The organism is Chryseobacterium sp. LAM-KRS1, from assembly GCF_013184525.1.
Classification (GTDB): domain Bacteria; phylum Bacteroidota; class Bacteroidia; order Flavobacteriales; family Weeksellaceae; genus Chryseobacterium; species Chryseobacterium proteolyticum.
Genome location: NZ_JAAOIZ010000004.1, coordinates 576,485 through 590,871, shown reverse-complemented (window position 1 = coordinate 590,871; position 14,387 = coordinate 576,485). Strand labels below are relative to the sequence as shown.

Sequence of the window (14,387 nt, the reverse complement as noted above, 5' to 3'; positions counted from 1 at the left end):
GTATTAACTTTTGATATTTTATCAAAATGAAATTGAAACGACAAAATATGAGAGGTTAAGAATACGAGCTCAAATCGAAATTGAGAATGCCTCCTACTCTTTTAAACTCATCGTCTACTGTTGCATTTACCGTAATCCTTTCATTAGAAACCGGATGATTAAAAACCAATTGATGGGCATGAAGCGTCATTTTGTTGATGCCAAATGTCTGAAGCCACAACTTGTTTTGTTTATTGCATCCATGCTTACGACAGCCTAAAATAGGATGCAGAATATGCTTAAAGTGTTTTCTCAGCTGATGAAACCGCCCCGTTTCTGGAATGGCTTCAACTAAACAATATCTTGACGTCTGATGTTTTAAAAAAGGCAATTCTATTTCTGAAGTCTGTAAACGATGATAATACGTAACCGCTTTTTGCTTTACCTCGTCTTCATTAACTAAATCATAATCAATGGTTTCTTCTTCCTTTGCCCAACCACGAAGAATTGCGATGTATTTCTTTTCCACCTCCCGTGATGCAAACTGGTCACTCATTGTTCGCAAAGTTTCTTTATCTAAAGTAAACAGCAAAACTCCTGAAGTTTTTCTATCAAGGCGATGCACCGGATAAACTTTTTGACCAATCTGCTTTCTCAGTTCCTGAATAGCATAAGTATCCGCTTCCCCGGAGTAAAAGGACTTATGCACCAGTAAACCGCTCGGTTTGTTGATGGCAATAAGATGTTCGTCGCGATAAAGAATTTCTAACATGGAGCAAAAATAGAGGATTCTTATCTATTTACTCTTAACTGCTACGGAAATACTATGGAAAATTTTATAGTATATTATTCCTCAAACTTCAAATGCATATTGAAAAAAGGTAACATTTGATTTTCAATTCGTCCATTTTCTTTGCTAACCTCACTTCCATGTGTTCCGATATATTCTTCGGCTTCATGCTTTATTTTTAATATTTCAAGATTTTTGCTTAAACTCATACAGCTTGGTGGAATATGCTTCAGCTCATCATTTCGGCCCCAATCGAATTTTATCGCCTTCAGTTTTTTGATGTTTTCATATTGTGTGAAAACCAGCTCTGAAGTAGAATTTTTCTTGAGTTCGTCCAGGATAGGAGCGTCTATTTTCAGATCATCTCCCTGAAAAGAAAATGGGAGATCAGCAAAGAAAGGAGGCTTATTCACATTTCCGTTATAAGCTCTGGCAATGGCAAAAATAATATTGGTTCTTGAGTTTTCAGGTTTTGAAAGATCCTTGACTTCTTTAATATTCTGTACGTTTTTATAAGATTCAATTTCTGTCAAAGCAAAATACCTGGCATCCAGAATTCCCGGAGATAAAGCGTATACAGATGAAAAAACATCCGGATGAAGAAATGCATTTCGAAGCGCTCCGTTTCCACCCATAGAATGTCCTGAAATTCCGCGACTGTCTTTACTGGAAATCGTTCTATAATTTTTATCAATAAAATCCACCAGTTCAAGAGAAGTGAAATCGGACCAGTTTCCGGAAGATTTCGAATTGGCATAGAAGCTTCCCTTAAAAACCGTACTTTCATCAGGCATAACAATAATTACAGGTTTTATCTTTTTTGCTTCGATTGCGCGATCGATAATATGATTGATTCTATCACTGCCTACCAAAAGACTGTCATTCCAAAAAAAACCGTGTAAATAATATATAACAGGATACCTTTTTAAAGATTTTTCATAATCCGGAGGAAGATAAACTGAAATTCTCCGCTTAGGGTTTTCACCCGCTTTGTTATGAAGTGTTTTTGCGGTAATGAAAGTTGTCACCACTTTTCCTTCAGGTATTTTCTGGGCAGAAAACAGATGAACAGACAAAATAAAAGCCAAAAATATAAAACTGATTTTTCTCATCGTAAAATCTTTAATCAAAACAAATTTCGACAAATTGTCTCAAAATAAGACAATAAAAACAATCATATTCATATTTTCTTTCCAAAAAGATAGATTCTTAGTTCGCTAAAAATCAAAAGAGAAAGAAAATTTCTTTTTTAGCCGCTTTTTTTGTTGAATTTCATGATTTTGGAATCCAAATTCATATTTTTGCAAATCAGACGTAAAAAAATTATGGCAAAGCAAGAAGATGTTTTCAAGAAAGTGATTTCTCACGCTAAAGAATATGGTTTTATTTTCCCTTCCAGTGAGATCTATGACGGTTTATCCGCTGTTTATGATTATGGGCAGAACGGAGCTGAACTGAAAAATAATATCAAACAATATTGGTGGAAAGCGATGGTACAGCTTAACGAAAATATTGTAGGTATTGATTCAGCCATCCTGATGCACCCTACTACTTGGAAAGCTTCGGGCCACGTGGATGCATTTAATGATCCGTTGATTGATAACAAGGATTCTAAGAAACGTTTCAGAGCAGACGTTTTAGTTGAAGATTATTGTGCTAAAATTGAAGATAAAGAGAACAAAGAAATAGAAAAGGCAGCGAAAAGATTCGGTGATGCTTTTGATAAAGATCAGTTTGTTGCTACAAATCCAAAAATTCTGGAGTACAGGGCAAAAAGAGAGGCTATCCTTTCCAGGTTGGCAAAGTCCCTTGAAAATGAAGATCTTGCTGATGTAAAAGCTTTAATTGAAGAGCTTGAAATTGCAGATCCTGATACAGGTTCCAAAAACTGGACGGAAGTAAGACAATTCAATCTGATGTTCGGAACAAAACTGGGAGCTTCTGCAGATTCTGCAATGGATCTTTATCTTAGACCAGAAACAGCTCAGGGTATTTTCGTTAACTTCTTAAACGTACAAAAAACATCACGTCATAAACTTCCTTTTGGTATTGCCCAGATCGGAAAAGCCTTCAGAAATGAGATTGTGGCAAGACAGTTTATTTTCAGAATGCGTGAATTCGAACAAATGGAGATGCAATTTTTTGTAGCACCGGGAACTGAACTTGAATTCTACGAACAATGGAAGCAAAAACGTCTGAATTGGCACCGTGCACTAGGTCTAGGTGATGAAAATTACAGATTTCATGATCATGAAAAATTAGCGCATTACGCGAACGCTGCAGCAGATATCGAATTTAATTTCCCTTTTGGTTTCAAAGAACTGGAAGGTATTCACTCAAGAACCGATTTCGACCTCAAAGCCCACGAAGAGTATTCAGGAAGAAAGCTTCAGTTCTTCGATCCTGAAAGAAATGAAAACTATGTTCCTTATGTTGTGGAAACTTCAGTTGGTTTAGACAGATTGTTCCTTTCAATCTTCTCTCACTGCCTGAGAGACGAAGTACTGGAAGACGGTTCGGAAAGAACGGTATTATCTTTACCTCCTGCGTTGGCGCCTATCAAAGCTGCTATCTTGCCATTAATGAAGAAAGATGGATTGGCTGAATATGCAGAAAATATATTCAATGATCTGAAATACGATTTCAATCTATTCTACGAAGAGAAAGATGCGATCGGAAAACGATACAGAAGACAGGACGCTATTGGTACTCCTTATTGTATAACAATAGATCACGATTCTCTTACGGATCATACGGTAACCATCAGAGACAGGGATACAATGAAACAGGAAAGGGTTCCTGTAGCAGACCTGAGAAGGATCATTGATGAGAAAACCAACTTCAGAAATTTACTTTCTAAAATATAAATACAGAGCCTTGATTTTTCAGGGCTTTTTTTATTGCTATCCCCTAATTTATTTTAAATTTGTTTAAGACAGATCTTAAACAAATGCTAAAATATATTATCGGCGGAGCTGCTGCAGGTGTAGCTTTTGCTTACCTTTTCGGATATGATTATTTATTCAGTGGAATTGCCAAAACTTATCTGAAAGGTAAATCAAGTGCCAACATTGACGACGGAAAACTGTTTCCCAGCAATATTATTTCGACAGAGTCTCCAAAGCTTTGGGAAGAAGATCCTGCTTATAACAAAAGCTCTTTACCTAAAACAATCGTTGAAAACCTCATCCAATCCAATACAGCCTCTTTTTTAGTGATTAAAAATGGGAAATTGCTTCATGAGCAATACTGGAATGGCTATAACCAGCTTTCTAAAACAAATTCTTTTTCTATGGCAAAAGCAGTGACTGTAATGCTCCTGGGAAAGGCTCTTGAAGAAGGTAAAATAAAAAGTATTGATGAAAAATTCTCCAGCTTTTTCGAAGATTTTAAAAACAAGGAATTAGGTAATCAGCTAACTCTTAAAAACCTGGCCCAAATGGAATCTGGCCTGGATTGGGACGAAGATTATAAAAATCCTTTCCGCCCTAATGCAAAAGCCTATTACGGAAGGAGTCTCTTAAAAGCTACTTTTTCAAAAAGATTTAAAGCAGAACCCGGGACACGGTTTGAGTATCAAAGTGGTTCTACTCAGCTATTGGGATTTGCCATAAAGAAATCAATAAACCAAACACTCGCAAGCTACTTATCTGAAAAATTCTGGACTCCTTTAGGCATGGAGCAAAATGCCGAATGGAGTGTAGATAATAGCCGAATGGAAAAGACATATTGCTGTATTCATTCCAATTCCAGGGATTTTGCAAAGCTCGGACAGCTATTCCTGGATGATGGCAAGGTAGATGGTATCAAGGTTCTTAATTCTGATTTTATTGAGCTGATGAGAACCCCTACAAAAAAATCCGAATACATCTATGGGATGGGGCTCTGGATTAATCATGACAATCCTATTAAACACTATTATTTTCTTGGACTTCAAGGTCAGTATATCATTATGGTACCAGATCACAACATGGTTATTGTAAGAACAGGAAGCTATGAGAATTCCCCTAAAAATGACAGAGGAAGACCAGACCAGGTAAGATTTCTTGTGAATGAAACAGTAAAATTATTTAATTAAAAGGATCATGAAAAAATATAGCGCACAGGTTGATGAATATATCGAAAAATCCCCCGATTTTGCAAAACCCATCTTACGCTACCTTCGGGAAACGGTTCATGAGTTTTGCCCTGATGCAGAAGAGGCGATCAAATGGAAATTTCCTACTTTTATGTACAAAGGCAAAATACTTTGTTCCATTACTTCATTCAAACAATATTGCAGCCTTGGATTTTGGCTTCACGGGGAAATGAAAACCATTGCAGAATTGGAAACGACAGCTGAGAAAACTTCGATGTTTAGCTTAGGTAAGATTACTAAAATAGAAGAACTCCCTTCAAAAGCTCTCTTGAAAAAAGCCATTCTTGAGGCTATGGAACTAACAGATATGGGAGTAACCATGAAAAAAACACCTCCAATAAAAACAGAAACTGAAATTCCCGATTATTTCAATAAAGCTTTACAGCAAAATAAAAATGCTTTAAAAGTATTTGAATCAAAATCTCCATCTTTTAGAAAAGAGTATATCAATTGGATTACCGAAGCAAAAACTGAAGCTACAAGAAATAAAAGGATAGAACAAGCTCTTGAATGGATAGAAGAAGGTAAAGGAAGAAATTGGAAATATGAGAAAAAATCCTAAATCATTATCTTTTATCTTATTTACGCATCTAAAAAATCATCTCTCAGTCACTGGCAGAGATGGAAACAGGCTATAAACTCCCTGTATTGCAAAACTTAATTCCACACCCGTTGAATTCATTCTAATATACGTCAAGTTTTGGCGCTATCCATATCTACTTTTGTTTTCTAAAAAGACTAAATTTTGTAATTATGGATAAAGTGACCTTAGAAAGAATAGAAAAACTTCACCCTCTGGTAAGAGCGGAAGTAAAGCAAATCATTAAAGAATGTGACGAAGCCCTCACCGGAAGAGCAAAAGTAAGAATTACGCAAGGTTTACGGTCCTTTGAAGAACAGGAAAAGCTCTATGCAATAGGACGAATTACCTCCGGAAAAAAAGTGACCAATGCCAAAGCCGGACAAAGTATCCACAATTATGGTTTGGCGGTGGATATTTGTTTGATGATAGATGGGAAAACAGCAAGCTGGGACACTGCAAAAGACTGGGATAATGACGGAATAGCAGACTGGTATGAATGTGTCAAAATTTTCGCGAAGCACGGCTGGGATTGGGGAGGAAACTGGAAAACGTTTAAAGACCTTCCTCACTTCGAAAAAAAGAATTTTCCAACCCAAAAAGGGCTTGTAAAAACCACCTGGAAAACCCTTTCTAAAATGGCAAGGGACAAAGCCGGATATATTATTTTTTAATCTTTTTTATTGAAAATAATTATAATACGACAAGTTCTGTCGCTTTCTCCGCCTATCTTTACTTTACAAGAAAACAACAAAAGCAAACAAAGTCTGCATGATAAAAAAAATTGTTTTATCCCGAAGAATGACCCATGGTTTTGAATATTAAAGATTGTAAGTGTTCTATTAACAATTAATATCAACAAATGAAAAAGACAACCATTCTTTCTTTAGACGGCGGCGGAATAAGAGGCATTATCACCTGTATTATTTTACGCTATATAGAAGAGCAGCTCCAATATTATGATAAGCCCAATGCAAAACTTGGAGATTATTTTGATTTGGTAGCAGGAAGCAGCACGGGAGGACTAATCGCTTCAATTATTTTATGTCCCGATGAACATCGAAAAGCAAAATACTCTATTCAAAAAGGGTTAGAGCTGTATGCTGAAAAGGGGGGTAACATATTCCAGGTTTCTTTTTGGGAGAAACTTGTAAACCCTTTTGGATTGATTAATGAGAAGATTTCTCAGGAAGCACTTGAGAAAAATCTGAATGATTTTTTTGGACATCTTGAGTTAAAGGAATTGATAAAACCATGTTTAATTACGAGCTATGATATAGAAAACAGAAGAGCTAAACTTTTTAATTCATGGGAAGCCAGCCTAAGTACTGATAATTTTTATGTAAAAGATGTTTGCAGGGCAACTTCGGCGGCACCCACCTATTTTAGTCCGGTCCAGATAAAATCGATGTACGGACAGCTTTTCAACCTTATCGACGGAGGGATGTTCGCCAATAATCCTGCACTTTGTGCGTATGCCGAAGCAAGAAAAATTCCTTTTGCCGAAGTATTGAAAAATCATCAGAAAGCCAACCACCCCACTGTTAATGATATGATCATCGTATCAATAGGGACCGGGATTGAATCCCGAAGTTATTCTTTCAAAAAACTGGAAAAAGCAGGAAAAATCGGCTGGGTAACTCCTATAATTGACATTCTGATGTCTGCGAATGCAGAAACCGTAGATTATCAGTTATGTCAGATGTTTCAGACATTAGGGTTAAGAAATCAAAAAAATTATTATCGTATCAATCCTTCATTAAAGAATGCATCTCCGGCTATGGATAACGTAAGACGTTCGAATATTGAAAATCTGATCCAGGCTGGATTGAGCTATATTGATGATAACAGAGAAACATTAAATCAAATTGTACAGAAGCTCATTAAAAACAAAATATAAGCTTTTAAGCTTATATGATGCGATAATAAGCTTTAAAGCTTATATAGATAAATATTTGTTCTCAACAGAAATATTTTATAACACGACGAGTTTTGACGCCACAACTAATTATCTTTGAAATAACAAAATAACCAGGGAAACTAAAGCTAACAATCTGCTTCAACCCTCAAATATCCCTATTAATTTTAATCCGTTTTTAGTTTCAGTTTATGAAAACTGAGCCAGGATATGTATTACCTATAGAATATTAGTCTGCTAGCACTACTATATATTATTAACCAATTAATAACCTTAACAATTTTAAATTATGGCAAATTTAGTACAAGAATTAAACAGTTTGGATTTCAGTGTTTATATCGGAGGACCGATGCAAGCAGCCATTAAAGCTCAACATGATGCCTCTATTTCACAAGTGGATTTCATCAAAGAAGTCGGGTTCTATCCGGAAGGACACCCTAAAGCAAAAGAGCTAAGATATGTAGATTTCAAATATAAGAAATCCGTACCTGGTGCAAATGATACGGTGACACAATCTGAAGTTACCTTACAGGTGCCTTTTCTTTCCATGCTTACGATTCCGGCTTTGAGAATCGATGAAATGACCATTGATTTTAACGCAAAATTAAATTCAGTAGAGACACAGTCTGCTTCAAGTGAGTTTTCCGGAAGTGCATCCATAAGTGCAAAAATCTGGAAAGTAAAATTCAACGCTTCAGCTGCTTATAAGAAGACCACTTCAAGTACTTCTACCACAGAAAAAACATATACGTTGGGAGTACATGTAAAAGCTGTAAATGATGAACTACCTGCCGGTCTTGCAAAGATTATGGACATGCTGGAAGATGCTATTGTAGCTAATGCTGCTGCACCAACTGCTTAATCTCATTTATTCAGATGGCTGCCCGGGCAGCCATCTCTTTTAAACTTTTAAATATAAAAAACTTATCATGCCAAAATTGAATCAATATTTGGGAGGAATTGTTTCTGAAATTGCTTCTGCCAGAAAAATGGCAGACCTCCAAACAGTACAGATTGCAAAAGAATACGCACAAGACGACCTACTGAAACATTTTTCCATTCCAAGAATGAAAGTCGGAACTGTAGATCTTACAATACCTTTCGCTACGGCAGGCAATTCGCCCATCATGGCCTTTAGAGATTTTGCTTACGACGAGATTATTAAAATAGCTAAGACCAATTATAATCCTTCCGATATTAAAAGCGATCAAAGCCTGAGGGCTTTTCTGGTGGATCTTGAAGTTTATTATAATGATGCTATCAAAAAAATACAAGACGATAATACTTCTATCATTACCGATTCACAAATACAATATTTTGATCCAATTCCCAAATATACACTGGAATTCTGTCAGTCGTTGCCCAATTTCAGCTGGAGGCAAACAGACCCTCAGTTTTTCCAGCAGAGTATCCTGAACAGAGTTGTTCGGGAAGCAAGGAAAATCATAGAAAAGATCGACGATTACGAAATTATTGTGGAAGCAAGTAGACTGATGGAACTGGATGCCAAATGCCTGATCTATGCTAAAATGAGTGTAAGTGAAGCAGGAATGGAATGGTCCAGATATGAAGACATTAACGGAAATATTATAGAAACCTTAATTCCTGAATAATATGGTAAAGAAATCACAATTCATTCTGGTTTCCCAGTTAAAGGATAATCTTCAGGAGTTTCCTGTGATCGTTACTGCATTAGAAAAAAAGGAACCTTTCTTTATTGAAAAAACATTATCATGGCTAAAGTCTGTAGAAGAGATTTTTTCCCATAATAATATCAGTGAGGTTTCTGAAATTGCAGGATTCAGAAGTAAAATTCTGGCAGCTAAATACAGTGATGAAAGAGGTTTTAACACAAAGAAAAACCAGATAAAAATTGCAGCCAACCTTCTGTATGATGTACAAAACTGTGTAATTCAGGTTTTAGCACCTCACGAAGGGAAAATGAATGAGTGTAGGGACATCACAAAACAGATACTTACCATAACAGCACAAAAAAAAGGACTGCAGTATACCAGGGAAATAGACTTCAATGATTTTGTTCAAAAAGTGTGGTGGTATATCCTTTCCGATGCGGACCTAAAACCCGGAGGAATCAAACTTAAATCAATGCTTTCAGAGATGGACATTAGTATGCTGATTGCCGATGAAATAGACCTTGAAGATTTCTCCTAATCTAAAAAATAGCTCAATTTTTTTGAGTTATTTTTTTTAATACGTCAAGTTTTGTCGTCCCCTCTTTCTACTTTTGAATCATAGACCAAGGCACAAAAAAACAATCTTTAAAAACTTTCAAAAGCCATTGAATTCAACATTAATTAATGCTGAACAGCCTAAAATATGTTCAATCTTTAAAACACACGACATGGAAACACCAAATCACAATCCAGATATAATTTTTGATACCGATCTCTACACTATAGAGTGGAGTGACATCGAAAATGTGGAGATAGATTATGAAAACTATCTCAATGATATTGAGCTCTTTTTCAAAGAAGATTTTGAGAATGAGATCCTCGAAGACGATATTTATTTATAAACCTTGTTAGTTATGAAGTTCCGTTGCTATCTGATAATCTCACAGCTCCATAATACCTTTTAAACACCAATCATCATTATTGGATAGCCGGAACTTTTTACCTTTTTAGCGTTCAGAAAGAAATGATTCCAGAAACTCATTTAAAAAAACAAAAATACGACATATTTTGTCGCATTAAGAGCATATATTTGTATTATAAAACTTTAACCGTGAAACGCTTGCGTTCCATTTGAAATAACTGACTGGAAAGCTTTAAATAAAATTAGCCCGAATGAAAAAAGATTTTTACTTAACAAGATATGCTCTGATTATTAAAAAATTAGAAAGTGCTCCTGCGACCTATTCTCAGCTGGAAGATTATCTTTTAAATTCTTTTGAATTTCAGGACGCTGATATTAAGAGTTACTCCATCCGTACTCTTCAGAGGGATATCCGTGAGATATCTGATCTTTTTAACCTTTCTATCCATAATAAGAAGAAAGGTGATAACCGTTATTATATAGAAAGCCGTCCAACGATGGAAGTGGATGAGTATAACCAGAAACTCCTGGAATCCTTTCAGGTAAGTAATGCTTTAAATGTTCATCCGGATTTTTCAGGATACATCTTTTTTGAATCCCGAAAACCAACGGGTGTAGAGCATTTCTATGATCTTTTCTTTGCCATTCGTAATAAACGTGTCGTTTCTTTTGAACATTACAATTACAAAAATAAAGTTATGACATCAAGAAAAGTACACCCTTTAGCATTAAAAGAATCTAAAGGCAGATGGTATCTCATTGCTATAGATACCAATGATAAAGCACTTAAATCGTTTGGACTGGACCGGATCAATTACCTGGATGTAAGTAAGACCAAATTCCGGGAAAAATATCGTTATAACTTCCGCGAATATTTTAAAAATGCATTCGGGGTTATGAATTTAACAGAACAAAAACCTCAGAAAATCACATTGAAATGCTCACGTCATCAGGGAGAATATATCAAAAGTTTTCCGCTTCACCAATCTCAAAATGAGATTAAAGAAACTCCTGAAGATATATACTTTGAGTTCTTTTTGCATCCTACTTATGATTTTATGCAGGAAATCCTTTCTTACGGAAAAGAGGTAAAAGTCCTTGAACCTAAATCTTTAGTTGATGAAATCCGCAATCATCTGAAAGAATCATTAAACAGCTATCTGGAAGACTAAAAAAGGTTCATTTTGAATTAAGTTTTTTTGACTATTTTTACATAAATATCCATAATTTGAAATCTTTATTACTGTTATTATGCTGTTTTTGTTCTGCAATATTCTTCTCTCAGCAACGGGAAGAGTTTAAGCAGGTAAAAAACTATTATAATCAGCATCGCAGTATGCTGAACACCGAGTTCAGAAAAAAGTTTGATGCTGAAACCGGTAATTTTCAAAAAGCAGCCATTAAGCAGGATTTTATTTTTTTCATGAAAAAAATGGATAGTATAGAAAATGTTGCGTTAATCGGAGCTCTATTAAGAGTAAAAAATACTGAAGACCTCAGCAGAATCCGGTTGGAAAACAGAATGGCAATCCCCGAAAAGGCCCCGGAAATCTTTCCCATTACAGACAAGTCAGCAGATTATCCTGGCGGTATTAATGCTCTGAGGCAAGAGGTCGCCCATTTGTTCTATATTGATGGAGTCTTCTCAGAAGAGAAAACAGTAAAAGCCAATGTTGCTTTTATCGTGGAGAAGGATGGCACTATCAGCAATGTAGAAGCACAGGGCGATAATTTCACTTTTAATCGCCAGGCCCAGATTGCATTATATTCTCTTTCAGAAAAATTTTCTCCAGCAATCATCAACGGTGATCCCGTTAGATATCGTTTTAAACTTCCACTAACTATGACTATTGAATAACGTGAAGAAGTACTGTACTTTTTATCTAATTTTATTATTCTCTTTTTATTATTCTCAGCAGACAGAAGGACTTCGAATAATTAAAAATAAATACGCTTCTGAATTTGAAAAAATAGAAAATGCATCCCAAAGTTCTATTATCCAAAAACTATCTAAGAAACAGTTGAATGAATTTATAGTAAAAAAGAATGCTGCTATTTCAGTCTTAGAACTTAAAAGAAATAATGAGTATTTAGAGGAGCTTACGAGGATGAAACTTTATGAATCTACTCATAAATCTGATATCCCTTCTGTTAAAAAGTTAGACGAAAAGCGAGAGATTGTGGCAGAATATTCTAAAGGAATCAATCAGTTTAAACAGGAAATTTTAGATAATTTTTATGCTGGCACTATTAATGCGGATGGAAAAATCAGTTGTATAGTAAATTTTATTTTTGACAAAGATGGGTCCATTGTTGAAGTAAAAGGAGTCGGTGATAACGAGGATTTTAATAAACAAGCTGAACTTGCGGTATATTTGTCTGATGGCACATGGGAACCAGCAAGGATTGATGGTTACACTGTAAGATACAGGATGCGTCTTCCCCTAACAATTCAATTTTAATTATATGTTTACTGACGAATACTTTATGAAGATGGCTTTCCAGGAAGCAGAGCTGGCTTTCGAAAAAGATGAGGTTCCGATCGGCTGTGTAGTCGTTTCCAATAACCGTGTTATTGCACGGGCACATAATTTAACCGAAACCCTTAATGATGTAACGGCTCATGCAGAAATGCAGGCGATTACTTCTGCAGCAAATTTTTTAGGAGGAAAATACCTGATCAATTGCACATTGTATGTTACTTTAGAGCCTTGTGTCATGTGTTCAGGGGCACTGGCCTGGTCACAAATATCCAAGATAGTTATTGGCGCAAGAGACGAGCAAAGAGGCTTTATCAATAAACACCTCAGCCTCCACCCCAAAACTGAAGTAGTTACAGGAATTATGGAACACGAATGTTCGGCAATCGTTAAAGAGTTTTTCAGATCAAAGAGATAAGATTAATCCTTGCAGGTAATATTAAAAATACTCTTTTCAATTTTCTTATATGATTTTTGTTGTGGTTTAAGTTCCATTCTATGATATTTATACATTGTATCAAGATTATGGTATTCATCATCTTCTGACGCTCCCTGGGGGTGTTTTGCCGTATAGACCTCTTTGGAAGCATCGTAGTTATAGTTGTAATTAAGATAGGACTCCTCATCAAAGTCCTCCTGCATTGATCTTTCTCCAGGCCCATATGCCTCAATATTATAAGCCAGATTACTGATGATAGATTCTTTTGAAAAGCCGGATACCCCTCCATTAATAAACGTTTCCATTTCTTTCAGTTCTGCAGGCTGAAGATCTTTTCTGAGAGAAGAAGGACGATCCTCACTTCTGAAATATAATCTTCCTTCTTTAAATTTTGCCGTAAACGGTTTTTGCCTTACAGCAGATGAATAATACATAACAATAAAATTATTATACCTTTTATTTTCTGCTACATAGTGCAAGTCTTTAGCCTGATCAAACAAAGCCACAGAAAGGATAATATCTTTAAAATTACTACCAAATTCTTTTACCATTGGATAAGAGAAACAGTTAGCGTCATCATTTAATACAGGCTGAATACCCTGTTCTGAATTTCCCATATAAATTTTGGTATCCCTCTCAAAGTTATCAAACATAACTTTAGTTCCTTTTTGGCCGGCATCATATCTTCCGTACACATCAAAAGGATATTTAGGTGTAGAAGGGATAAAAGAAATGAGATTATCATTATCCATACTCCATGTTCCAAGAATAACCTGCCCAAATGTAGCCATCACAAAGCGGTGGTTTTCCAAAAGTATCCAATTATAGCCTCCGTCATCAGGATTTCCAGAATCCACGTGATAAGATCCGGAAACTTTGGTCTGTGCAGTAGAAAAGATAATACTGTTGAGCAGAAATAAGATAATCAGCTTTTTCATGGTATAAGTTGGTGAAGTTAAAACCTAAACCTAAGATACTGAAAAACTATTTGTTCCTAAAAATGGAATACATGGGAATGTCAAAGTACTTCCCGTCTTTTTTAAGATGCTGTTTTAGTATGGCCTCCTGCTCCATTCCTATTTTTTGCATAATCCTTCCGGATGACGGATTGTGGAAAAAATGAGTGGCAAAAATCTTGTTAAATCCAAGCTCTTTAAATCCAAACTCAACCACTGCAGAAGCCGCTTCTGTTACGTATCCTTTATTCCAGAACGGGACAGCAAGCCAATAGCCCAATTCAGCTTTATCATCTCCTCTGTCGTGAAGTCCTATAGCTCCAATAATCCTATGTTCTTTATTTCGGATCGCAAAAGTGAACCCTGATTTATTTTCAAAAGCTTCTTTTGAAATTTTCAACCAGAATTCAGCATCCTTTTCAGTGTAAGGATAAGGAATATTAGAGGTGAGCTCTGAAAAAACTTTATCCTGAAGGTATTCGACAATTAAAGGAATATCACCTTCTTCCAGCTGTGAAAGAATCAGTCTTTTTGTTTCCATTACAGGAAAT

At 35.7% G+C, this 14,387-nt stretch carries 17 protein-coding genes; 13 read left to right on the top strand and 4 right to left on the bottom strand.

What is annotated here, in order from left to right:
- Positions 1 to 55: 55 nt before the first annotated feature.
- Positions 56 to 751 carry a pseudouridine synthase gene (locus G9C87_RS13835; RefSeq protein ID WP_172282105.1) on the bottom strand — a complete coding sequence of 232 codons (696 nt, stop codon included), beginning with the start codon at positions 749 to 751 and terminating at the stop codon, positions 56 to 58.
- A gap of 74 nt (positions 752 to 825) precedes the next feature.
- Entirely contained in the window at positions 826 to 1,881 is a 1,056-nt protein-coding gene (locus G9C87_RS13830; RefSeq protein WP_172282103.1) for an alpha/beta hydrolase, read from the bottom strand.
- A gap of 213 nt (positions 1,882 to 2,094) precedes the next feature.
- On the opposite strand from G9C87_RS13830, the gene G9C87_RS13825 reads away from it, so the two are divergent.
- The 13 genes from G9C87_RS13825 to G9C87_RS13765 all read left to right on the top strand — a co-directional run bounded on the left by G9C87_RS13825 (position 2,095) and on the right by G9C87_RS13765 (position 12,859).
- The gene (locus G9C87_RS13825; RefSeq protein WP_172282101.1) at positions 2,095 to 3,636 is read left to right on the top strand and encodes a glycine--tRNA ligase; all 1,542 of its coding nucleotides are present in this window, start codon (positions 2,095 to 2,097) and stop codon (positions 3,634 to 3,636) included.
- An 83-nt stretch (positions 3,637 to 3,719) separates the two neighbouring features.
- Positions 3,720 to 4,847: a serine hydrolase domain-containing protein gene (locus G9C87_RS13820; RefSeq protein ID WP_172282099.1), complete on the top strand. Its 1,128-nt coding sequence runs from the start codon at positions 3,720 to 3,722 to the stop codon at positions 4,845 to 4,847.
- Positions 4,848 to 4,854: 7 nt separating this feature from the next.
- On the top strand, positions 4,855 to 5,469 hold the full coding sequence (locus G9C87_RS13815; protein ID WP_172282097.1) for a YdeI/OmpD-associated family protein: 615 nt from the start codon (positions 4,855 to 4,857) through the stop codon (positions 5,467 to 5,469).
- Positions 5,470 to 5,660: 191 nt separating this feature from the next.
- The gene (locus G9C87_RS13810) at positions 5,661 to 6,161 is read left to right on the top strand and encodes a M15 family metallopeptidase (protein WP_172282095.1); all 501 of its coding nucleotides are present in this window, start codon (positions 5,661 to 5,663) and stop codon (positions 6,159 to 6,161) included.
- A gap of 188 nt (positions 6,162 to 6,349) precedes the next feature.
- Positions 6,350 to 7,387, top strand: a complete 1,038-nt coding sequence (locus G9C87_RS13805; RefSeq protein ID WP_172282094.1) for a patatin-like phospholipase family protein — start codon at positions 6,350 to 6,352, stop codon at positions 7,385 to 7,387.
- A gap of 307 nt (positions 7,388 to 7,694) precedes the next feature.
- Positions 7,695 to 8,267 carry a DUF2589 domain-containing protein gene (locus tag G9C87_RS13800; protein ID WP_172282092.1) on the top strand — a complete coding sequence of 191 codons (573 nt, stop codon included), beginning with the start codon at positions 7,695 to 7,697 and terminating at the stop codon, positions 8,265 to 8,267.
- Positions 8,268 to 8,334: 67 nt separating this feature from the next.
- Positions 8,335 to 9,018: a hypothetical protein gene (locus G9C87_RS13795; protein WP_172282090.1), complete on the top strand. Its 684-nt coding sequence runs from the start codon at positions 8,335 to 8,337 to the stop codon at positions 9,016 to 9,018.
- Position 9,019: 1 nt separating this feature from the next.
- Positions 9,020 to 9,577 carry a hypothetical protein gene (locus G9C87_RS13790; RefSeq protein ID WP_172282088.1) on the top strand — a complete coding sequence of 186 codons (558 nt, stop codon included), beginning with the start codon at positions 9,020 to 9,022 and terminating at the stop codon, positions 9,575 to 9,577.
- Between the two features lie 190 nt (positions 9,578 to 9,767).
- On the top strand, positions 9,768 to 9,941 hold the full coding sequence (locus tag G9C87_RS13785) for a hypothetical protein (protein WP_172282087.1): 174 nt from the start codon (positions 9,768 to 9,770) through the stop codon (positions 9,939 to 9,941).
- A gap of 271 nt (positions 9,942 to 10,212) precedes the next feature.
- A complete protein-coding gene (locus G9C87_RS13780) occupies positions 10,213 to 11,133 on the top strand; it encodes a helix-turn-helix transcriptional regulator (RefSeq protein WP_172282084.1) in 921 nt (306 codons plus the stop codon).
- A 56-nt stretch (positions 11,134 to 11,189) separates the two neighbouring features.
- Positions 11,190 to 11,819, top strand: coding sequence for an energy transducer TonB (locus G9C87_RS13775; RefSeq protein WP_228457011.1), 630 nt, complete (start codon positions 11,190 to 11,192; stop codon positions 11,817 to 11,819).
- Positions 11,812 to 12,423 carry an energy transducer TonB gene (locus G9C87_RS13770; RefSeq protein ID WP_172282082.1) on the top strand — a complete coding sequence of 204 codons (612 nt, stop codon included), beginning with the start codon at positions 11,812 to 11,814 and terminating at the stop codon, positions 12,421 to 12,423. The genes G9C87_RS13775 and G9C87_RS13770 overlap by 8 nt, the downstream gene beginning before the upstream one ends.
- Positions 12,424 to 12,427: 4 nt before the next feature.
- Positions 12,428 to 12,859 (top strand): nucleoside deaminase, encoded by a 432-nt coding sequence (locus G9C87_RS13765; protein WP_172282080.1) that lies wholly within the window; start codon positions 12,428 to 12,430, stop codon positions 12,857 to 12,859.
- A 2-nt stretch (positions 12,860 to 12,861) separates the two neighbouring features.
- Here the strand turns inward: G9C87_RS13765 and G9C87_RS13760 are convergent, their stop codons facing one another.
- Together G9C87_RS13760 and G9C87_RS13755 are read right to left on the bottom strand one after the other, a co-directional pair.
- A complete protein-coding gene (locus G9C87_RS13760; protein ID WP_172282079.1) occupies positions 12,862 to 13,818 on the bottom strand; it encodes a hypothetical protein in 957 nt (318 codons plus the stop codon).
- A 46-nt stretch (positions 13,819 to 13,864) separates the two neighbouring features.
- Positions 13,865 to 14,377 (bottom strand): GNAT family N-acetyltransferase, encoded by a 513-nt coding sequence (locus G9C87_RS13755; RefSeq protein WP_317168559.1) that lies wholly within the window; start codon positions 14,375 to 14,377, stop codon positions 13,865 to 13,867.
- Between the last annotated feature and the right edge of the window lie 10 nt (positions 14,378 to 14,387).

Coding starts and splice junctions, on each gene's coding strand:
- G9C87_RS13835 (WP_172282105.1), bottom strand. CDS start 751: ATGTTAGAAATTCTTTATCGCGACGAACATCTTATTGCCATCAACAAA.
- G9C87_RS13830 (WP_172282103.1), bottom strand. CDS start 1,881: ATGAGAAAAATCAGTTTTATATTTTTGGCTTTTATTTTGTCTGTTCAT.
- G9C87_RS13825 (WP_172282101.1), top strand. CDS start 2,095: ATGGCAAAGCAAGAAGATGTTTTCAAGAAAGTGATTTCTCACGCTAAA.
- G9C87_RS13820 (WP_172282099.1), top strand. CDS start 3,720: ATGCTAAAATATATTATCGGCGGAGCTGCTGCAGGTGTAGCTTTTGCT.
- G9C87_RS13815 (WP_172282097.1), top strand. CDS start 4,855: ATGAAAAAATATAGCGCACAGGTTGATGAATATATCGAAAAATCCCCC.
- G9C87_RS13810 (WP_172282095.1), top strand. CDS start 5,661: ATGGATAAAGTGACCTTAGAAAGAATAGAAAAACTTCACCCTCTGGTA.
- G9C87_RS13805 (WP_172282094.1), top strand. CDS start 6,350: ATGAAAAAGACAACCATTCTTTCTTTAGACGGCGGCGGAATAAGAGGC.
- G9C87_RS13800 (WP_172282092.1), top strand. CDS start 7,695: ATGGCAAATTTAGTACAAGAATTAAACAGTTTGGATTTCAGTGTTTAT.
- G9C87_RS13795 (WP_172282090.1), top strand. CDS start 8,335: ATGCCAAAATTGAATCAATATTTGGGAGGAATTGTTTCTGAAATTGCT.
- G9C87_RS13790 (WP_172282088.1), top strand. CDS start 9,020: ATGGTAAAGAAATCACAATTCATTCTGGTTTCCCAGTTAAAGGATAAT.
- G9C87_RS13785 (WP_172282087.1), top strand. CDS start 9,768: ATGGAAACACCAAATCACAATCCAGATATAATTTTTGATACCGATCTC.
- G9C87_RS13780 (WP_172282084.1), top strand. CDS start 10,213: ATGAAAAAAGATTTTTACTTAACAAGATATGCTCTGATTATTAAAAAA.
- G9C87_RS13765 (WP_172282080.1), top strand. CDS start 12,428: ATGTTTACTGACGAATACTTTATGAAGATGGCTTTCCAGGAAGCAGAG.
- G9C87_RS13760 (WP_172282079.1), bottom strand. CDS start 13,818: ATGAAAAAGCTGATTATCTTATTTCTGCTCAACAGTATTATCTTTTCT.
- G9C87_RS13755 (WP_317168559.1), bottom strand. CDS start 14,377: ATGGAAACAAAAAGACTGATTCTTTCACAGCTGGAAGAAGGTGATATT.